At 40.6% G+C, this 19530-nt stretch carries 18 protein-coding genes; 12 read left to right on the top strand and 6 right to left on the bottom strand.

Annotation, left to right across the window (positions count from 1 at the left end; genetic code table 11):
* Positions 1–77 precede the first annotated feature (77 nt).
* The 3 genes from ABF638_RS14715 to ABF638_RS14705 all read left to right on the top strand — a co-directional run bounded on the left by ABF638_RS14715 (position 78) and on the right by ABF638_RS14705 (position 3378).
* Entirely contained in the window at positions 78–1004 is a 927-nt protein-coding gene (locus ABF638_RS14715) for a cytochrome c oxidase subunit II (protein ID WP_435023417.1), read from the top strand.
* Between the two features lie 13 nt (positions 1005–1017).
* The gene (gene ctaD, locus ABF638_RS14710; protein WP_435023416.1) at positions 1018–2679 is read left to right on the top strand and encodes a cytochrome c oxidase subunit I; all 1662 of its coding nucleotides are present in this window, start codon (positions 1018–1020) and stop codon (positions 2677–2679) included.
* A gap of 96 nt (positions 2680–2775) precedes the next feature.
* Positions 2776–3378, top strand: coding sequence for a cytochrome c oxidase subunit 3 (locus ABF638_RS14705; protein ID WP_289796623.1), 603 nt, complete (start codon positions 2776–2778; stop codon positions 3376–3378).
* A gap of 127 nt (positions 3379–3505) precedes the next feature.
* Here the strand turns inward: ABF638_RS14705 and ABF638_RS14700 are convergent, their stop codons facing one another.
* A complete protein-coding gene (locus ABF638_RS14700; RefSeq protein WP_435023414.1) occupies positions 3506–4102 on the bottom strand; it encodes a hypothetical protein in 597 nt (198 codons plus the stop codon).
* A 201-nt stretch (positions 4103–4303) separates the two neighbouring features.
* A complete protein-coding gene (locus ABF638_RS14695; protein WP_435023413.1) occupies positions 4304–5656 on the bottom strand; it encodes an OB-fold nucleic acid binding domain-containing protein in 1353 nt (450 codons plus the stop codon).
* A 408-nt stretch (positions 5657–6064) separates the two neighbouring features.
* On the opposite strand from ABF638_RS14695, the gene gatA reads away from it, so the two are divergent.
* Positions 6065–7525, top strand: coding sequence for an Asp-tRNA(Asn)/Glu-tRNA(Gln) amidotransferase subunit GatA (gene gatA, locus ABF638_RS14690; RefSeq protein ID WP_435023411.1), 1461 nt, complete (start codon positions 6065–6067; stop codon positions 7523–7525).
* A 67-nt stretch (positions 7526–7592) separates the two neighbouring features.
* On the opposite strand, the gene ABF638_RS14685 is transcribed toward gatA, so the two are convergent.
* On the bottom strand, positions 7593–8051 hold the full coding sequence (locus ABF638_RS14685; RefSeq protein ID WP_435023410.1) for a helix-turn-helix domain-containing protein: 459 nt from the start codon (positions 8049–8051) through the stop codon (positions 7593–7595).
* Between the two features lie 502 nt (positions 8052–8553).
* Between ABF638_RS14685 and ABF638_RS14680 the strand changes: the two genes are divergently transcribed.
* The 3 genes from ABF638_RS14680 (at position 8554) to ABF638_RS14670 (ending at position 11363) form a co-directional block, all read left to right on the top strand.
* Positions 8554–9180: a PadR family transcriptional regulator gene (locus tag ABF638_RS14680; protein WP_435023409.1), complete on the top strand. Its 627-nt coding sequence runs from the start codon at positions 8554–8556 to the stop codon at positions 9178–9180.
* Between the two features lie 405 nt (positions 9181–9585).
* On the top strand, positions 9586–10212 hold the full coding sequence (locus tag ABF638_RS14675) for a 4Fe-4S single cluster domain-containing protein (protein ID WP_435023407.1): 627 nt from the start codon (positions 9586–9588) through the stop codon (positions 10210–10212).
* A 131-nt stretch (positions 10213–10343) separates the two neighbouring features.
* Positions 10344–11363, top strand: coding sequence for a FecCD family ABC transporter permease (locus ABF638_RS14670; RefSeq protein WP_435023406.1), 1020 nt, complete (start codon positions 10344–10346; stop codon positions 11361–11363).
* Positions 11364–11902: 539 nt separating this feature from the next.
* Here ABF638_RS14670 and ABF638_RS14665 read toward each other — a convergent pair.
* The 3 genes from ABF638_RS14665 to ABF638_RS14655 all read right to left on the bottom strand — a co-directional run bounded on the left by ABF638_RS14665 (position 11903) and on the right by ABF638_RS14655 (position 13066).
* Entirely contained in the window at positions 11903–12223 is a 321-nt protein-coding gene (locus tag ABF638_RS14665) for a DMT family transporter (RefSeq protein WP_435023437.1), read from the bottom strand.
* 563 nt (positions 12224–12786) lie between these two features.
* Complete coding sequence (locus ABF638_RS14660; RefSeq protein WP_435023404.1) at positions 12787–12945, bottom strand: hypothetical protein; 159 nt, start codon at positions 12943–12945, stop codon at positions 12787–12789.
* A 22-nt stretch (positions 12946–12967) separates the two neighbouring features.
* Positions 12968–13066 (bottom strand): sigma factor-like helix-turn-helix DNA-binding protein, encoded by a 99-nt coding sequence (locus ABF638_RS14655; RefSeq protein ID WP_435023402.1) that lies wholly within the window; start codon positions 13064–13066, stop codon positions 12968–12970.
* A 232-nt stretch (positions 13067–13298) separates the two neighbouring features.
* Between ABF638_RS14655 and ABF638_RS14650 the strand changes: the two genes are divergently transcribed.
* From ABF638_RS14650 to ABF638_RS14630, 5 genes are all read left to right on the top strand, one after another.
* A complete protein-coding gene (locus ABF638_RS14650) occupies positions 13299–14540 on the top strand; it encodes a hypothetical protein (protein WP_435023400.1) in 1242 nt (413 codons plus the stop codon).
* Between the two features lie 35 nt (positions 14541–14575).
* Positions 14576–15343 carry a phosphatase PAP2 family protein gene (locus tag ABF638_RS14645; RefSeq protein WP_435023398.1) on the top strand — a complete coding sequence of 256 codons (768 nt, stop codon included), beginning with the start codon at positions 14576–14578 and terminating at the stop codon, positions 15341–15343.
* Positions 15344–15455: 112 nt separating this feature from the next.
* Positions 15456–15641, top strand: a complete 186-nt coding sequence (locus ABF638_RS14640) for a universal stress protein (protein WP_435023435.1) — start codon at positions 15456–15458, stop codon at positions 15639–15641.
* 1083 nt (positions 15642–16724) lie between these two features.
* Positions 16725–17435, top strand: coding sequence for an acyltransferase (locus tag ABF638_RS14635; protein ID WP_435023396.1), 711 nt, complete (start codon positions 16725–16727; stop codon positions 17433–17435).
* A gap of 97 nt (positions 17436–17532) precedes the next feature.
* The gene (locus ABF638_RS14630) at positions 17533–18723 is read left to right on the top strand and encodes an acyltransferase family protein (RefSeq protein ID WP_435023395.1); all 1191 of its coding nucleotides are present in this window, start codon (positions 17533–17535) and stop codon (positions 18721–18723) included.
* Positions 18724–19530 lie beyond the last annotated feature (807 nt).

Genomic DNA, 19530 nt, shown 5'->3' with positions numbered 1-19530 from the left:
GTCATTTGTCATTTGTCATTTGACTAATGCCCCATGCCCACCAATGCCCAATGCCCAATGCCCAATAACCAAAGACAATGAAAATCCAGAAGATTTTAAATATTTTGACGCTGCTTACAGGCGCGATCGCAGTGACTGTTACGAGTCTCTGGATCGGCAAGCAGTCTTACTCCTGGCTTCCTCCCCAAGCAGCAGCCGAATCCGTACTAATTGATGATTTGATTAGCTTCTTAGTAACCCTCGGTGCCTTCATCTTCTTGGGAGTAACAAGTACTTTAATGTATTCTGTGATCTTCCATCGGGCGGTCAAAGATGACTTCACCGACGGCCCCCCAATTGAAGGTAATATCACCTTAGAAGTTGTCTGGACAGCAATCCCAATTCTGTTAGTGTTGTGGATTGCGGGCTACAGCTACCAAGTTTACGAACAAATGGGAATTCAAGGCCCATCGGAAATAGTTCATTTGCATAATCCATTGGGAATGGAATCGGCTTATGCAGAACCAAAAGATTCACCAGCTAACGCTTTAGCGGAACCTGTAGAAAAAATAGACGTACTAGCCAAACAGTGGGCGTGGGTTTTTCATTATCCCGAAAGAGATATTACCAGTACCGAATTGCATTTACCGAGCGATCGCCGGATACGTTTAGCGCTGAAATCACAGGATGTTTTGCACGGCTTCTATATTCCTGCGTTCCGCCTCAAGCAGGATATTATTCCTAACCATGCGATCGACTTTGAATTTACTCCCATCCGCCCCGGACAATACCGATTGACCGATTCTCAATATAGCGGTACATACTTTGCGACGATGCAAGCGAATGTCATCGTCGAATCTCCTGAAGATTATCAGCAATGGCTGGCACAAGCTGCAACCCAAAAGCCATCCATAGCAAATAATCAAGCGGCTTCTGAGTATGCCCAAACATCCCATCAATCAGTTCAAACTGGTTGGGTTACAGTTCCACCTGCTGCACCTCCTCTAGTCAATTCACCTGGTTGAAAGGAAAGTAACCATGACTAATGTTCCTATTGAAGGTATCCTCCTCCCTGATGAGAAGCCTAACCACGAATCTCCGAGTAGCTGGAAAGAATACTTCAGCTTTAGTACTGACCACAAGGTAATTGGTATCCAGTATCTCGTTACTTCATTTTTCTTCTTTCTCGTCGGCGGTATCTTTGCGATGGTGATGCGGGGAGAACTGATGACACCCGAATCAGATTTAGTCGATCGCACCGTCTATAACGGGATGTTCACCATGCACGGCACTGTGATGCTGTTCTTGTGGACATTTCCCTCACTCGTTGGTTTTGCCAACTATCTAGTACCCCTGATGATTGGGGCGCGAGATATGGCATTTCCCCGCCTGAATGCCGTCGCCTTTTGGATGGTACCAGTAGTTGGGATTTTGATGATGGGTAGCTTCTTTGTTCCTGGTGGCCCAGCCCAAGCTGGCTGGTGGTCTTACCCGCCAGTTAGTCTCCAGAATCCCACAGGTAACTTGATTAATGGTCAAGTTCTCTGGTTGCTAGCAGTAGCAATATCTGGCGTATCTTCAATTATGGGGGCAGTGAACTTTGTCACCACAATCGTTAAGATGCGGGCCCCAGGAATGGGCTTCTTTAAAATGCCGTTGTTTGTCTGGGCAGTATTTAGCGCCCAAATCATCCAACTTTTTGGACTACCAGCCCTAACAGCTGGCGCGGTAATGCTGCTACTAGACTTAACTGCTGGCACTGCCTTTTTTGACCCCGCCAAGGGTGGGAATCCAGTGATGTTCCAGCATTACTTCTGGTTCTACTCCCACCCCGCCGTTTACGTGATTATTTTGCCCATCTTCGGCATTTTCTCAGAAATCTTCCCAGTTTATTCACGTAAACCCCTATTTGGTTACAAAGTAGTTGCTGTTTCATCAATGTTGATTGCAGTAGTCAGCGGTATCGTTTGGGTACACCACATGTACGTCAGCGGTACTCCTGGCTGGATGCGGTTGATTTTCATGATGACAACGATGTTTGTATCTGTCCCCACAGGAATTAAAGTATTTGCTTGGGTAGCAACTATTTGGGGCGGTAAAATGCGGCTAAATACCGCTATGCTGTTTGCCTTGGGTGCATTAGTCATGTTTGTCTTCGCCGGAATCACAGGCATCATGCTTTCCTCAGTACCCGTTGATGTCCACGTTAACAATACTTACTTTGTGGTGGGACATTTCCACTACGTCCTCTATGGCACTGTGACGATGGGCTTATTTGCAGCCATTTATCACTGGTTCCCCAAAATGACCGGGCGAATGTACTCCGAAAGCTGGGGTAAAATCCACTTCTGGTTAGCCTTCATCGGCACAAACCTCAACTTTTTGCCCATGCACCCCTTGGGATTGCAAGGGATGTTACGCCGAGTTGCTTCTTACGCCCCTGAGTATCAATTCTGGAACATCATCGCTAGCCTCGGCGGATTTCTCTTAGGAATGTCCACCTTGCCCTTCATATTCAACATGGTGATTTCTTGGATGCAAGGCGAGAAAGCACCCGCTAACCCTTGGCGAGCAATCGGACTAGAGTGGTTAGTTTCTTCACCCCCCCCAGTAGAAAACTTTGAAGAAACTCCCATCATCATCTCCGAACCCTACGGCTACGGCAAATCAGAACCCTTAACAGCCAACCTCCCAGAATAAACGCAAACTATCGGGAAGACGCAAAAACCCTCCGCGTACCTCTGCGCTTCCCTTTGCGTACCTTTGCGTTTCAAATTCCCCCCCTCAAAAAGCAAAATGGACAGCTATATCAATTCCGAAGAATTGCACCACACAGCCGCAGAACATACCCACGACGAAGAAGGCAACAAAATGTTTGGCTTCATCGTCTTCCTCCTCTCAGAAAGCGTCATCTTCTTAAGTTTTTTCGCTGGATATGCCATCTACAAAACAACAACCCCTAACTGGCTACCAGCAGGTGTTTCTGGACTAGAAGTAAAAGAACCGACAATCAACACAGTAATTCTGGTTGCTAGTAGCTTTGTAATTTACTTAGCAGAACGCGCCCTTCAACGCCACGACTTAGTAAAATTCCGCCTGTTTCTCTTGGCAACAATGGCGATGGGAACTTACTTTTTAGTTGGACAGGCGATTGAATGGAACGGCCTCGCCTTTGGTTTCACTTCCGGGGTATTTGGTGGAACGTTTTATCTACTTACAGGCTTCCACGGTTTGCACGTTTTCACTGGTATCCTGTTGCAGTTAATAATTTTGATCCGTTCTTTCATCCCTGGCAATTACGATACAGGTCACTTCGGCGTCAATGCAACCTCGTTGTTCTGGCACTTCGTCGATGTTATCTGGATTATTTTGTTTGTCCTTATCTATGTTTGGCAGTAAAGATTGATGGAAGGAAAACCCAGATGATTTCTCTGGGTTGGTGTATGGGGCATTGTTAATTGCGAATTGCGAATTGAACTTATGCCCCATACACCATTCACTCTAAGAAGTATATTTGGGTCTTGGCTCAACTTTTAAAATTAACCTTCTCCTCAAACTTTGATCCATCTTGATGAGATAAAAACTTTTCACTACTGTGATAACTTCTTCGCCATTGTTCAAGTTTATCTATAGATATTGATTTAGATATGACATTCACACCATTTCCTCGCCAAGCAACTTCTGGATCTGTTGTGAAAACCCCGCACTCTAATTGATCTAGCCTCATATTCCAATATTCGCTAAATCTACCTTTTAGAGTAATAACTTGCTCAAACACCTTGTTTCTATGTTTATTTCTTCTTTTCCGTTCTGTCGCTCCAGTTGCTTCTGTATCAATAAACTTAGTTTCAATTAAAAACAGACTACCTTTAAAGGTCAAGAAGACAAAATCACACTTTCCTAAATCTGTATAATCTGAAATTGGAGACTTTTCAAATAACAGCAATTCAGCGCACGAGGGAAACAATTCTTTAATATTCAGAAATAAATAAGCTTGTAATAGAAGTTCCTTATCATAAGGAAACAATATCACTCCTTCAAAAAATTTTTGAATGTCCTCGTGAGTTTGGGGTTGAATTTTTTTACAGTATGAAACAAATCTATGTAGCTCGTTTACAATCATCAAGTTCTAACTCCTTCCCCCGGTCGCAGCCTTAAGGGTCTTAGCATAAAAAGATACCACTCCCTCAAGGAAATTATCATCAGCATAAGTAACTAAAAAAACGATTAAAATCCTGAATACTTAAGGCGATTTACTGTTGACAGTTCAATCAACGAATTTTTAAGCTGCTTTTCAGTATTGGTGGATTTTTCACTTCTGGTGTCAGCTACCAGTCAGCGATTTTATATGAGCAGGAAAACTAGCATTTTGCAAAGCTTGAACGGTTATTCTAGAATCTTGTACGCAAAATTGCCAACCCAAGCGAACAAGTTTACGAGAAGTTTCAGTTTGGATAATTCCAATCACTGGCATTTTTGCCTTTTCTTTGTCTACTGAATGTTCTTGCAAAATTGTTTTCAAGCGATGTAAGTCTTCCATGTTACCTGCTTGCTGAGGATTTAATTCCACCATCACCATTTGTACTGTTTCCACTGGTTCTGCATCTTCAAGAATAAATTGAGTTTGCTCATCGCGTCGATCTACTTTTCCCCAAATAATTAATCTAGTATCAACTTGGAGTAGGGAACTAATGCGTTCATAAGTTTTCGGGAAAACTACAGCTTCTAATTGTGTAGTTAAGTCTTCTATTTGCAAAATTGCCATCTGATCGCCTTTTTTAGTCACCACTTTTTTGACGTTATTTAACATGACAACTGCACAAAGTCTTGTATCTTCCCTTTGTTCTCCCAGTTGTGAAAGGTTAATTGGAGTCAAAAGTGGTGCTATTTGTCGTAAGGATTTCAATGGATGATCTGATACATAAAAACCTAATAATTCTTTCTCCATCTGCAATTTTTTCTGTGGGGGTAAATCCGTCACGGGTTTAGATTTGGGAGCAGTTTCAAAGGCATTGTTTGCTCTTTTATTCTGAGTCGAAGAAAAACCATCGCCCAATAAATCAAACAGATTACCTTGACCACTGGCTCTGTCTTTAGCGCGAGATTGTGCCCAATCGTACACTAATTCTGAGTCGTTAATTAACTGTTGGCGGTTGGGTTCAATTTTGTCAAAGGCTCCACAATAAATCAGCGACTCTAGAGTTCGGCGGTTAACAGCACGTAAATCGACGCGATCGCAAAAATCCGCAAGGGACTTAAACTCTCCTGTCTCATTTCTCGCTTCCAAAATACAAGCGATCGCATTTTGCCCCACGTTACGCACCGCCGAAAATCCAAACAGAATCTTTCCTGCCGTTGGCGTAAAATCAACACCGGAACGGTTAATATCTGGCGGATCTATGGAAATCCCCATATTTGTACAGTTAGTAATATATCTCTGTACCTTATCGGTATCACCACTGTTAGCGGTTAACAGCGCAGCCATATATTCCAATGGATAATTAGCTTTTAAATATGCTGTTTGATAAGTTACATAACCATAGGCTGTTGAATGGGATTTATTGAAACAATTGGAAGCTATTAAGCCATTTTTGATTGCAAAATTATGGTCACGCTCAACCCCAATGTCATAGACATTTTGTTTGCCTAAATATTTGCGTGTAGCTATTTTTATCATCCTACCCTACCCCTGAAAAAAGTTTTACGAAATTAATTAATTGATAAAATCGTAAAAAATGTATTCTTAATAGTACTTATAATACAAAATTATATCACTAGAAAACACTGCTATACTCTTACACAAAAGTAGCAAATATATATCAAAACTTTGGTAAACTATTCAATAGACAGTTAATAGCCATATATTTGCTACTTTTTTAAACTTATTAAACACATTTCAATACATATTAATCCGCTTAGTTTAGATGGTTTGTACAGGGGAAGAAGCAGGGGAGCAGGGGGAGATGAGGGAGAAATAAACAGTGCCCAATGCCCAATGCCCAATGCCCAATGCCCAATAGCGATACCAATATCGACCAATATGTACTAAAATCAATGACTTGAGTGAGTCATAAAGAGAGCAATCATGGCATCCATCCGCGAGTTGCACCAACAACTGGTTAAGAAAGAACGTTCTGCCGTTGAAATTACCCAAGAAGCTTTAGATCGCATTCAAGCGTTAGAGCCGAAACTGCACAGCTTTTTGTGTGTGACGGCAGAACGGGCATTAGAGCAAGCGGGTGCTGTGGATGCCAAAATCGCTGCGGGAGAAGAAATTGGACTGCTAGCAGGAATTCCTGTGGGTATCAAAGACAATATGTGTACCAAGGGAGTTCCTACCACCTGCGCTTCCCGGATTTTGGAAAATTTTGTGCCGCCTTATGAATCAACGGCAACACAAAAACTGGCTGATGCTGGGGCGGTAATGGTAGGCAAAACCAACTTGGATGAGTTTGCAATGGGCAGTTCTACAGAAAACTCTGCCTACCAAGTTACGGCTAATCCTTGGGATTTGTCACGAATTCCAGGTGGTTCTTCGGGGGGTTCTGCGGCGGCGGTGTCGGCCCAAGAATGTGTAGTTGCTCTCGGTTCTGATACTGGCGGTTCGATTCGCCAACCTGCATCTTTCTGCGGCGTGGTGGGGATGAAACCAACTTATGGTTTAGTTTCCCGTTATGGTTTGGTGGCTTATGCTTCATCTTTAGATCAAATTGGGCCATTTGCAAACACGGTAGAAGATGCGGCAATATTATTAAGTGCGATCGCAGGTCACGATCCCAAAGACTCTACCAGCCTGAAAGTTCCCATTCCTAACTACGCTGCTAGCTTAAAACCAGACTTCAAACCCAGAGGTCAGCTAAGAATTGGTATCATTCAAGAAACTTTTGGTGAAGGTTTAGACCCTGTAGTAGCACAAGCTGTTACCAAAGCAGTAGATCAACTACAAAGTTTGGGAGCAGAGATTCACACAATTTCTTGTCCCCGTTTTCGCTATGGCTTACCCACCTACTACATCATCGCCCCATCAGAAGCATCAGCCAACCTGGCTCGTTATGATGGCGTGAAATATGGGTATCGCGCTCCTGATGCCGATAATCTGCTATCAATGTATACTCGTACCCGTGCCGCTGGTTTTGGTACAGAAGTCAAACGCCGGATTATGATTGGCACTTATGCCCTCTCAGCTGGCTACTATGACGCCTACTACCTGAAAGCGCAAAAAGTCCGTACCTTGATTAAGCAAGACTTTGAAAAGGCTTTTGGTGCGGTTGATGTGTTAGTTTGTCCCACATCTCCCACTACAGCATTCAAAGCAGGGGAAAAAACTACTGACCCCTTAAGTATGTATTTAACTGACTTAATGACTATTCCTGTGAATCTTGCTGGTTTACCCAGTTTAAGTTTGCCATGTGGTTTTGATGATCAGGGGCTACCAATAGGATTACAGTTAATTGGCAATGTGCTCCGAGAAGACCTACTGTTTCAAGTAGCTTATGCCTATGAGCAATCCACTACTTGGCATCTGCGTAAACCGCAAATATCTTGAAATTGGGTATGGGGTATTGGGGATTGGGCACTGCTTATTTCTCCCTCATCTTCCCCATCTTCCCCACTCACTGATTAGTGACTATTGATTGTTCACCATTGACTTCTGGAGTCACGGTTTCAGATGCAATTTGTGGTGGGTTAAGTATATATAAAAGGCCAGTAGATGCAGCTACTAATAATAGAATGTAGGTAAAAACAAGAGGTATGTATGTATTTGGCTTGTTGTCTGAATTTTTATGATTCTTATTGGAGTCTTGGCGGACAACATTGCTTATAAAGGTGTAAGATAGAGCATTTCCATCCAGTCCTAAAGCATCTCCATAGCGACGGATGAATCCTTGAACAAAAATAGGCTCAGGCAATTCTTCAAATCGTTCTTCTTCTAAAGCTTGCAAAACACCTGCTCTAATTAGTGTTTGAGCGGCTATTTCTTCTATGCGGATGGATTTTTCTTGTCTTACTTGTCGCAAGTGTGTGGTTATTTCCTTTAGCTGCTCTATTTGAGCTTCGTTTAAGAGCGTCACTGTCTTCTCCTGTATGGGCTAATTCTACTATTCATTGAGAAGACTTAAATTTGCATACGTAAATTCACTGAATATTTGATTTTAGGATAAAATTTTTTGATTGTGGCTTAATCCTGTATTTTAAAATGCTAAGGCATTTTTTATTAAGTGAAAATTTTGTTTTATTTTATACCTTAACGAAGCAAAAAATCTTGAGGCAAAATTAGCAACTTGCAACTTCTAATACAAGTGTTTACCAGGACTACTCTCGCTCGTAAAAGATACAGTCCTTTTTCTGACTGATTCCCAGCCTGGAAGCGGGGAATCAGTCAGAACGAGCTTTTGCGGCTTTTCTTAGTGTCATTCTCCTCAGCAAGAGCAGCACCCTACCCCTTTCCCTTTGCCTCTTTTCAGTCCCTAATCTCTTTTACACTTCAAAAATCTTCATCAAAATTCTATTCCGATATATCGTGATATATTCCGATATATCGTATATTAGAGAAAGTTGATTTGAGATTCACTTATGTTTAGACATTTTCGGTCACGCTTTGGAACACCTGCATGGGCAGGAGTTAACGAAGATGATTCATTGCTTGTCAGGTCTTGGTTTCAACATGGCAAACATCATGGTAGACATCATGAGAAACACTTTGGCAATGAAATATTTGGTCGTGGTTGGGGAGATGAATATCGGACTCGTCGGGGTGACATCAAGTTCATTCTGCTGGAATTGTTATCCGAGCATCCTAGTCATGGTTACGACCTGATTAAAGAGATGGAAACTCGCTATGGTGGTTTCCGTCGCCTCAGTCCTGGCTCAGTGTATCCAACACTCCAATTGCTGGAAGAAGGTGGTTATCTCAAGAGCGCCCAGGAAGGCGGCAAACGGATTTACACGATTACGGATGAGGGTAGACAATTATTGGCAGAACGTACCCAACAGGAAACTTCGGACTCTCCTTGGGATACCTTCAAAAGTTTTGTGACAGGTAAGCCCCAAGAGTTTATTGAACTGCGGAATGCGGCAACAGAATTAGCTGCTGTTGTGGTGCAGGTTGCTCGTAGTGGCAATATGGAGCGAATAAATCGGGTTCGTGAGCTTTTAGAGCAAGTTAAACGGGAAATTTACGCGATTCTGGCTGAAAAATAAGTTGCCTCTGCGACTAGAAGTCGCGGCTACACATACAAAACCCGCCGACGCGGGTTATAAAACAATACAGTTCAGAATGAGCAACAAAACCCTGATGTAGAGACGCGATTTATCGCGTCTTCAAAGACCAATTATCTACACCAATAACCCTTAACCCAAGCGTATTGGGTTATAAAACTCGATTTTCTGCTAGTCCACGCAGGTGGACTTAGCCTGTGTAGTAGCGAAATTATATTCGCCCAAAACTTTTCAAACATCCTCTAAGCACTTTAGTGCTTGCTGCAAACCCTAAAGCCTGCCTCCTGCCTTCTTTATTCTCCTGTATATAACTATTGTCACGGTTATATAACTGGAGATTCGCTATATTTAACAGTTAACAGGCAACGGCTCAAAGGAGTTAAAGAGATGGAAATTAAGCCAACTGACCCATCGCTAGCACTCATGGAAATTCCCCCTGGCTATCTCAACATTATGGGTTATGTTGATCAGTCAGAAGTTAATGGCCCTGGTTGTCGTGCAGTCGTCTGGGTACAAGGTTGTCTTCGTGAGTGTCCTGGCTGCTTTAATACTAACTCCTGGTCATTTGAGGCTAACCAATTGATTGCTGTGGATACCCTTGCCGAGAATATTCTTAGCAATCCCCGCAATATGGGTGTAACATTCTCTGGTGGAGAACCATTTTGGCAAGCAACTGCCCTGGCATCTTTAGCTCGGAAAGTCAAAGCTGCTGGGTTAAATGTAATGTCTTTTACTGGGTTTACTCTTAAGCAGCTACAGTCCCAATCCGCACCACCAGGTTCCCAAGAATTGTTAGAACAACTCGATATCTTGATTGACGGGCCTTTTGTACAATCTCTGGCAATTAATTCTCCCGATTCTCCAGTTTCTTCTAGTAATCAACGGGTTCGTGTGTTAAACCCAGCTTTCCAAGACCAAATTACTTGGGCTAGCGACCAGATAGAAGTCCACATCCTCAAAGATGGTGGTCGCATTGTCACTGGCTATCAAGGTGGGCTGGAATTGACGGAATAATTCGTAATTCGTAATTCGTAATTCGTAACGAAAGTCATAGTACTTCAGTTCATTGATGGAGATAAAAGGGATGATTCATTTTTCTGAGCAAGCGACTTCAGTTTTAGGGTAATAATTACGAATTACGAATTATGTTGCCTAGACCATTTGAGACAATTTTTACTAAACACCGTGTATTTTGGGCTGTTTTCCTCCTTGGTACAGCATTGGTGGTAACGCTAGTACTGTCGCTTTCTCAAGGAGCAGTACCTTTAAATATGTCGGAATTGTGGCAAGCCATTCTCCACAAAGGCGATCCAATTAAACAGACAATTCTCTGGGATTTGCGTCTTCCACGCATTACGGCGGCTCTCATTGTCGGTGCAGCTTTGGGAATGTCAGGAGCGCTGCTACAAGGAATGTTACGTAATAGTCTTGCTGATCCATTTATTTTAGGCATTTCAGCGGGTGCAGGATTAATTGTGATTCTGATGATCGTGTGGCAAATATTCCCGATCGCAATTCCTTTAGCAGCGTGGATGGGGGCTATTTTGACTTCTGCGATCGTTATTTTACTCGGTCGTGCGGGGTCGGGGATTTCTGTTGAGCGGTTGATTTTAGGTGGAGTGGCGGTGAGTTCTTTATTTGGTGCTGTACAAAGTACATTGCTGCTTTTAGCTGAAGACGGTCAAATTCAAATTGCGCTCAGTTGGTTAGTTGGTAGTCTTAATGGACGGGGTTGGCAAGAAATTGCTACACCTGCTCCTTATATCATCGTTGCATTGATTGGGGGATGCTTGTTGGCGCGATCGGTAAACGTGCTGGCTTTAGGAGATGATTTGGCTGTGGGTTTGGGGGTTTCGTTGACGCGATCGCGCCTGTTAATTGGTGGTGTCGCCACTCTATTAGCCGCAGGTGCTGTCAGCATCAGTGGCTTGATTGGATTTGTTGGTCTTGTTGTCCCTCATGGTGTCCGCCTCATCGTTGGTACAGATCATCGCTTTGTTTTACCACTCTCTGCCCTTGCAGGTGCATGGTTGCTGACTTTTGCAGATTTACTCTCTAGGTTAGGAGCAGTAGAACTACCAGTAGGTTCCGTCACCGCCTTGCTGGGTTCACCACTGTTCATCTGGTTACTTTATCGTCGTTCTGCTGGGTTTAATAAATTTTGACCTAATAAGCTGGTGCTCAAGTCTTTTTCATCTATTTATTTGAAGCACAATCCGTTGTGTGGATTCACAATTGTGCATCCCTAAACTATGGTTGAACTACTGATAATTGCTGTAAGTTGATACTATTATGCAATGTTCTTTACGCCTCAGTGTATAAAAAACTTGCCATTTTGGCTGCATGACTTTGATGGTCTCTGCTAAAGTATTAAAAGTCAATTACTTGTGGGCTATATTTACCGAGGTTTACTATACTTTTAAGAGCATTTAGCTAAGTCTGCTCATTTTGCTCTGCTAGCGGAACAATAAAAATTGCTGGTGTATTCCCTACAACAGCAACCAGCAAAATGATCAGTTTTGGTTTATTTACCTCGTCTATTTTAACATTGACGAGGTATTTTTTATCTGGGTAATGTCTAAGATCATGTCCGTTTAAAGACTGATTGTTTAGACTGATCTAGAATCTAACAAGCACTGATAGGAAGCATCTCATTTTTGTCTATCAATTCAAAGATATTTTCCTAAACTCATACTTGTTTAATTTATTCACTTGCATTTATACCAATTACCCCTATGATTATTAAGGCGATTGACAAAAGTTTCATCAATGTGGCAGATTCACGAAACCAGATAATACCAATAAGCGCAACTAGGATAGTTCCCAATCCAGCCCAGACAGAATAAGCTACACTCACTTCAAGTCTCTTGAGAGCAAAAGTCAAAAAAGTAAAGCACAGTCCATAGAAGACAAATATTAATACCGAAGGAACTATTTTAGTAAATCCCTGCGATAATTTCATGCAAGTTGTGCCTGAAACCTCAAAGATAATTGCTATGATGAGGTAAATCCAGCTGATTGACATATTTTTTGTAAGTGATTTGTTAACAGCAACCGATGGATAGCGCACCAGTCCATATCAATGGAATAAACAGTTATGAAGCCACTCATTAATAGATAAGTGTAAGTGTCCTGACAGTTAAAATTGAACGCACAGTAGTGTAGTTTAGCGTGACTAGGAGCATGATTCTAGGGCTTTATAGCTGATTGGTGAAGGAAAAGCTTCCTATCCCTATGAAGAGATTATCTATTACTACATCTCAGGTCAGGACGATCCGAAAAATTATTATATCAGGATTGCTCTAATAAAGCTGAGGTGGATACTGCCGTGCTTCTAACTTTGTATTAAATTAGACTTTTTAGCCAGATGGAATGATATGTTTATTTCCATCATTACGTACTAAATAAGCTGTTACGCAGCTTGATTGTATAATAAAGCTAAGTAATTAACCTAGCATCAGCCACCTATGCCAGCAAAAAACCATCTTTCTAAAGAGCAGAAGGAACGGTTACTAAAAACGCTAAAAGAGCATGAAAATCCATACGCAAGAGAAAAAATATTGATTTTATTATTAATGATGGAAAAACTTATAACTCATCCGCTAGTTCATGAACGCTCCAATGACTTATGGGACGACCATATTGTATTGGGTCACGGCACGCGATCGCCATGCATTCAACTTGCTGTTCCAGGGTAAATTTTAACGGTGCACCAGGACGCAAACTATCAAGCAATCGCTCAGTCACCGTCTTGGATTGCTCACTGCTATCAACAAGGGCGGTGTCGCCACTGCCGCACCATCTTGATGCTGATATCGAGCGTCCGAGCAATTTCGGCATTATTTTTCCCCTCAGCAGCTTTTAGCACAAACCGGGCACGTTGTGCTATTTGTTATGGCGTACTGGGTCGATTCGCTAATTTTTCGAGGGCTTCCTGGTTTGCATCACTCAAGGTAATTGTTAGCGCTTGGCAAGGCATAAGTAATCCAGTTATCTACATTATTTATACCCTAACCTTATTTACGCCGTATTGTACTAGCTAGTCACTACCGATCATATAAAATTAATTCGGATTACACTTCAATTTATTCAAAAAAAATATGTTTGCTAGAATTCGCCGTCTTTTGAGTCAGTTTTTCAGTAAATCAAGGAAAATCGACAACGAACCACTGAATAAAGTGAGTTTGATAGTCGTTATTATAATTGATATTTTTATCTTAATTAATGTTTTTACCGGACTCGATGATATTAGCAGATGGCATATCAGCCCAACTGAGGCTTATCCATGTTATTCAGAGTGGCAAAATTACCGAGCAAAAACCACTCAAGATAAAGACTATGAAATTGTTAAACTTTCATTACCATATAACATAAACAATCAACAGAGTTTTCAGCAAAACTATCAACAAGCCGAAGTAGGTCACCTAGGTAAGGTTTCTACAACGTGCTTGCAATATGCAGACTACAAAGATAAAATTAACAATCCTGAAAAGCAGCAAATCATCAAAACTATTGATCAGAGACAAGCTAAAATCAGTACCCTTGAACAAGCCAATAGCACTATTAAATCCCAATATGACTCAACGCTTTTAGAAAAAATTGCAGGTCAGGGTCGTGAACAATCAATTAATCAAGTCAGTGCTGAAAAAGCTAAACAGAGATTAGAACAAAATAATCGCCAAATTTCTACCCTTAAACAAGAAATTTCTACTCTTAAAAATGAGCTGCTTGCCAAACCGGAAAGTATTAGTTTTCTAGCTTTTATTAAAAATGACAATCAATTCCGAGAAGTTGACAAAGGCTATCAGCAGGCGTCATTTTGGTATCCAAGTATCCAGCTTGCTTTTCAGTCTCTCTTTCTTCTACCGCTGATTATCATTGCCTTATCAGTTCACAAATTTGCCCAAGGAAGAGGATATGGACTTATCTCTCTAATTAGCTGGCATTTGCTAGTTATATTTTTTATCCCACTAATCGTTAAAATATTTGAGTTTCTTCAAATAGGTGCAATCTTTAAATTTTTCTTTGATATAATTAGTGCCCTTTTTGGTGGGTTACTTTTTCTAATCAATTATATTTATATCTTGCTGATTCCAATTATTGGTTTTGGAATTATTCAGTTTTTTCAAAAATTTGTATTTAATCCTAAAGTCCAAGCAGCTAGCAGAGTTCAAAAGTCACGCTGTGTCAATTGTGCCAAGAAAATTCGACATCTTGATACTTACTGTCCGCACTGTGGTTATTATCAGGACATTGAATGCCAAAACTGTCATAATCTTACTTATAAACATTTGTCATACTGTAAACATTGTGGAACTTCTCAAGATTCCAGTAATTTGTAATCAGTGAAGTCGTTGTTCAGTCTTTTAATTTAGATATGGAAAAAGGGAAAATAGCGAATAAAGAGAGTCAGTCGCCGCTTTCTTTTCTCAAAAATCTGTTGATTGCTCGTTGGCGATCGCTCTTACTCCTCTTAATCGGAGTATATTTACCTTTGCAGGTCTTTGAAATCCTGACAGCGAAGATATGGGAGAATGAAGCAGGCTTTCCGTGGGATGTGCCTATTTTGTTAGCGGTTCATTCTACAGCCAACCCACAGCTTGATTTTTTAGCAGTGACGCTAGCTATAATTGGATTGCCTTGGACAGCGATACCGATTTTAGGTGCGATCGCAATAATACTACTACGTCAAAAACGCTGGCGATCGCTAGCTTATTTACTCACCGCCTCATTGGGAAGTGTGATTATCAACCGCACAGCAAAGGAATTAATGCATCGAGTGCGTCCACAATTGTGGCATTCCATTGCACCTGAGTATAGTTTTTCATTTCCCAGTGCTCATGCCATGACGAGTATAACTTTGGTAGCAATTTTGCTATTCTTCACTTGGGCTAGTTCCTGGCGCTTGTTGGTTCTCCTATTGGGTAGCTTATACATCATAGCTATTGCGTGGTGTCGTATCTATCTGGGCGTTCATTTTCCCAGTGACATTCTCGCAGGTTGGATGGTTGCATTAGGTTGGACAATAGGCGTCAGTCTAATTATCAAACCCTATATAACTCAAGCCAAATCCCTCGATAGCGATCGCTTTAAAGATGAAACTACCTTACTCCCTGAAGAGAGAAAGTTGATCACTGAGGATTAATATTACAGGATGTTTGAAAAGTGGTTGGCTATAATTTTAGGCAGTTGTTGATCCCCGCCCGCCCAGTAACCAAAGTCGAGCAAGATGCCCACCCCACAAGATTGGATAATTTATTTCTTGGAAGTCCCTAATACATGGCGAACCAGAAAAGGTTATAGCCAACTACATAGAAAAGCAAGATATTAATTTACTGATTATGGGAACCTACAGGCACAGCCGCATTCGGCACTTAGTCATTGGCAGTACTACAGCCCAAATGCTACGCAGCAGCCACATTCCTGTTTTACTGTTTAGCTAGATTTTTGTCAAACACCAGTAAAAAGGTTATTGGCACTACTCAAAATCATGAATTAACAGTCTAATAAAGCACAAAACATAGAATATTGGTCGCTTTTTTATATCTGTATTTACTCTGATTTTGAGTGGTTATATATTTAATTAATAGAGACTTATAGATAGTATCATTAATATCTTAAATCAGTAAATTACTGATTATAAAAATACGCTTATTTTCAAAACTTTATATTTTTCATTTAAACTTTACGGTTTCTTGATGATACTTTTGTAAGTCTCTTCTACGATGGTGAAAGCACACTAATTTTGTCACTATAAAGGCGCTTTAGTGAATATGTAAATTCTCTGTGTACGTAATGATGACAAAAGCAGCAGACTCTAAAAACTGGCTGCAAGTAAGCCGTTATAGTAATCGGGGAAGTATTTATTTGTTTGCTCCAATGGTTAACTTCAATGTGATGGCTGAAGTTGGAGATACTCCCCCTTAATTTAACGCGCTTGTACTTGCTTGGAAATTTTACGAGGAATTCGACAATTACATCTTGATGGCAGAGAGGAAATTTGATTCCGGCTTTGGAACAGTATAAAAAGATGTAGTTGAATTGAAATAACTATTTTGATATTTGATGACTGAATATCTGAATTATAGTAGCTTGTCAAATTACTAACTAATACACATTTATAGTTAGGTGTTTGATGTTGTGGTAAAGCATTAAGCTTCAGTATTCATCAGTTCCGAATATTAAAAAGTATTGCCTCTAATTTTCAAGTAGTATACGTACTAAATAATACAGTAGAAATTTAGACACTTGCAAACTGCTGTCATTACAGCATTTCATAGCTATGTCTAACAATTAAATAACACCTGTATCTAATAGCTTTTAGATTTAGAGCTTGCCTTGGGTTTTTCAAATGGTTGAAAAATTTTATCTTAGCCATCTTATTTGTTATATATCTGCAAGTTAAAAATGCATATATCTAAATATAGATGGTATATAACAAGACTCAAATACAGGATGTCTTCATTTAGGTATTTCACGATTCCATAAATCGCCAAGAACACAATTTAGCTGGAAATAATATAGTCATGAATAACTTGAAAGACTTTTCAAAATTGAAGCGGTTTCAACAACTTGTATTAACTACTTTTTTAGGCGATATTCCAACAATTTTTGGGGGCGTAAAGTTACGTACTTTACTATATCGCACTATTTTTTCTAGGATAGGTAGCTCAGTTTATATTCAAGACGGTGTTGAATTTATTAGTACTGATGCTATTGAAATTGGGAATGGAGTTTATATTTTCAAAGGTGTTCGTATAGATGGAAAAGGACACGAAAACAATAGAATTCATCTAGAAAATGGAGTTATCCTTGAGCGTAGCGTTTTAATTGGGGCACTAAACAACACTTCTATTCACATTGGTCAAGATACTTTTATTGGCCCTAGTGTTTGTATTGCTGGCCCTGGAGACATCAAAATTGGCAAACACTGTTTAATTGCAGCCCACACTGCAATATATGGCAATAATCACAATTTTGCAGATCCAACAGAACCAATTAAATACCAAGGTATTACTTGCAAAGGGATCGTGATTGAGGATGACTGTTGGCTAGGACATGGGGTGAAAGTATTAGATGGTGTCACCATTGGTCAAGGTAGTGTTATTGGTGCTGGCGCTGTTGTTACTAAAGATATTCCCCCATTTTCGGTAGCTGTGGGTGTACCTGCACGAGTAATCAAAAAGCGTGACGGTAAAGAATTTGCCCAGTCTACAGAATTGCCTATGTCATCTTAAAAATAATGGCAATAAAACAGACAATCTGAGTATTATTAAACACCTTAACCAGAGGTAAATTTATCTATCAGCAAAACCATAGTAGGAAATAAAGTCAATGACTAAAATAACAGAAAAATCTACTGATAAGAGACTTCATCTTCCTTACTTGGATGGCTTACGTGGATTAGCATCTCTCTATGTTGTACTTGTTCACGTTGAGCCTGGAATTGGAGAGCAATTACCTATACACTGGTTATTTTTTGTGAGGACTATGAAATATGGTGCATTTAGTGTAATTAGTTTTATTGTACTTTCTGGCTATGTTTTGATGCTGCCAGTAGCGCGTTCTGAAAACGGCCAATTGCCAGGGAGTTTGATTAATTATATCAAGAGGCGATCGCGGCGAATTTTACCCCCGTACTACATAGCTTTATTGTTCTGTCTGCTAATAGGAGCAATTGTCTTCATCTTAGAGAGATTTACCAGTTTTGAATGGAATGAATTAGCCGGACTAGGCTCATTTTCTCCTAAATTCTCTTTGATTGATGTTTTATCTCACCTGCTATTAGTTCACAATCTTAGCGAGAGTACATACATAACTATCAACTCACCTATGTGGAGTATTCCAACAGAATGGCAAATGTACTTTTTGTTTCCGCTATTACTGTTGCCTATATGGCGGGGTTTTGGATTGTTGATGCTTGTCATCATCGCCTTTGTAATTGGTCTAACACCTATATATTTGTTCAATGGATTTCTTGAACAAGCCAATCCTTGGCTCTTAGGCATATTCTGTTTAGGAATGGCAGCAGCAGAGATTGGATTTTCCCAAAAACCCAAGCTAGTAGCTATGAGAAATTCTCTACCTTGGGGACGGCTAGCGATTATCTTTACCTCTATTGCTTTTATAACTGAATGGCGACAACTAGGATTGCATATATGGATTAATCAGAGTTTCGCCGGTCTTGCCTTTGCTTGTTTATTTATTTCCTTAACCAAGTCAATAATTGAGGGTAAACAGCCATCCTTAGTCCTACGGATATTACAACATCCTTGGGCGATCGCACTTGGTACGTTTTCTTATAGCCTATATCTGATTCATGGGCCAGTTTTAGTCTTCGTGCGTTACTTTCTGTTTTATCTGCCCATCTCACCAGATATGTTTGCCGCAGCATCCTATTTATTAGGCACAGCATTGTCACTCGTCATTGCTTACTGGTTTTATTTATTTTTTGAGCGACCATTTATGTCTGGCTTCTTAAAAAAGCGGAAAGTTAAAGATGCAGTTACTAGCCTTGGTAACTAATGGTCTGCCAAACCGTAAATGCGCTTGTGAGGATTGGGGAAAGGTTAAAGGTTAAAGGGGAAGGGATAAAACATCTTTAACCTTTACCCCTGCCCCTTATCCCCACTTCGTGGGGCCCCCACCTTCCCCTTTTGATTTGCTCCTTCTGCCTCCTACCTCCTTCAAAGGTAGAGTATTCTGAATTCTGTATTCTGACTCCTGTTTTATTGCAGATTGTTACATCGCTGTGGTATGCTTGCGTTGAATAATGAATGCCCTTGTAGTAGTAAGCAGGTTGGGTTAATGTCGCAGGTAACGATCTCTTCGGTAGCTTTAAATAGTTGGGATTGTCCACCTTAAGGTGTAGCCTGAACCTTGTAATCATTAGAAACATTTGCAGCTAGTCGTGCAGGAAAATAGTCAAACTATAGTTGAACTTTGATGCGATGCCGATAGCGAGTCTTCTCCCAAAGGAAGAACCAGCGTCATAGCCCATCATAAAAATTGCCCTTTTTGAGTAGATTATCGTAAAAGTTTATTCTGCTGATTGGGCTGTTAATTGCTTATGTGAGTTATTCACCTAGCAAGAATTCTGCATACTGTTTTACTCTCCAATCAGTTCGTAATTCCTAATGACGCTCTCTACGAGACGCTAAAAGCGAACGAATACTGGCTAACGTAATTCTTAATTAAAAGAGAAAGAAAAATCACGCTCATTAAAAATTTAGTTGTATAGCATTTGGGAATACTATTCGCAACGTAGGGAAGGCGAAAATAAGTGGAGGTACAGAGTAAGCACTGAATGCAATTATGTAAGCACAGAGCTAT

The organism is Nostoc sp. CALU 1950 (assembly GCF_051172895.1).
In the GTDB taxonomy this organism is placed as follows: Bacteria; Cyanobacteriota; Cyanobacteriia; order Cyanobacteriales; family Nostocaceae; genus Nostoc; species Nostoc edaphicum_A.
Note: the sequence above shows the minus strand (reverse complement) of the source record. Positions and strands in the feature narration are given on the sequence as shown.

What these genes read in the sequence shown, in the direction of transcription:
- ABF638_RS14715 (WP_435023417.1), top strand. Translation starts at nt 78, where the DNA reads ATGAAAATCCAGAAGATTTTAAATATTTTGACGCTGCTTACAGGCGCG.
- ctaD (WP_435023416.1), top strand. Translation starts at nt 1,018, where the DNA reads ATGACTAATGTTCCTATTGAAGGTATCCTCCTCCCTGATGAGAAGCCT.
- ABF638_RS14705 (WP_289796623.1), top strand. Translation starts at nt 2,776, where the DNA reads ATGGACAGCTATATCAATTCCGAAGAATTGCACCACACAGCCGCAGAA.
- ABF638_RS14700 (WP_435023414.1), bottom strand. Translation starts at nt 4,102, where the DNA reads ATGATTGTAAACGAGCTACATAGATTTGTTTCATACTGTAAAAAAATT.
- ABF638_RS14695 (WP_435023413.1), bottom strand. Translation starts at nt 5,656, where the DNA reads ATGATAAAAATAGCTACACGCAAATATTTAGGCAAACAAAATGTCTAT.
- gatA (WP_435023411.1), top strand. Translation starts at nt 6,065, where the DNA reads ATGGCATCCATCCGCGAGTTGCACCAACAACTGGTTAAGAAAGAACGT.
- ABF638_RS14680 (WP_435023409.1), top strand. Translation starts at nt 8,554, where the DNA reads ATGTTTAGACATTTTCGGTCACGCTTTGGAACACCTGCATGGGCAGGA.
- ABF638_RS14675 (WP_435023407.1), top strand. Translation starts at nt 9,586, where the DNA reads ATGGAAATTAAGCCAACTGACCCATCGCTAGCACTCATGGAAATTCCC.
- ABF638_RS14670 (WP_435023406.1), top strand. Translation starts at nt 10,344, where the DNA reads ATGTTGCCTAGACCATTTGAGACAATTTTTACTAAACACCGTGTATTT.
- ABF638_RS14665 (WP_435023437.1), bottom strand. Translation starts at nt 12,223, where the DNA reads ATGTCAATCAGCTGGATTTACCTCATCATAGCAATTATCTTTGAGGTT.
- ABF638_RS14650 (WP_435023400.1), top strand. Translation starts at nt 13,299, where the DNA reads ATGTTTGCTAGAATTCGCCGTCTTTTGAGTCAGTTTTTCAGTAAATCA.
- ABF638_RS14645 (WP_435023398.1), top strand. Translation starts at nt 14,576, where the DNA reads ATGGAAAAAGGGAAAATAGCGAATAAAGAGAGTCAGTCGCCGCTTTCT.
- ABF638_RS14635 (WP_435023396.1), top strand. Translation starts at nt 16,725, where the DNA reads ATGAATAACTTGAAAGACTTTTCAAAATTGAAGCGGTTTCAACAACTT.
- ABF638_RS14630 (WP_435023395.1), top strand. Translation starts at nt 17,533, where the DNA reads ATGACTAAAATAACAGAAAAATCTACTGATAAGAGACTTCATCTTCCT.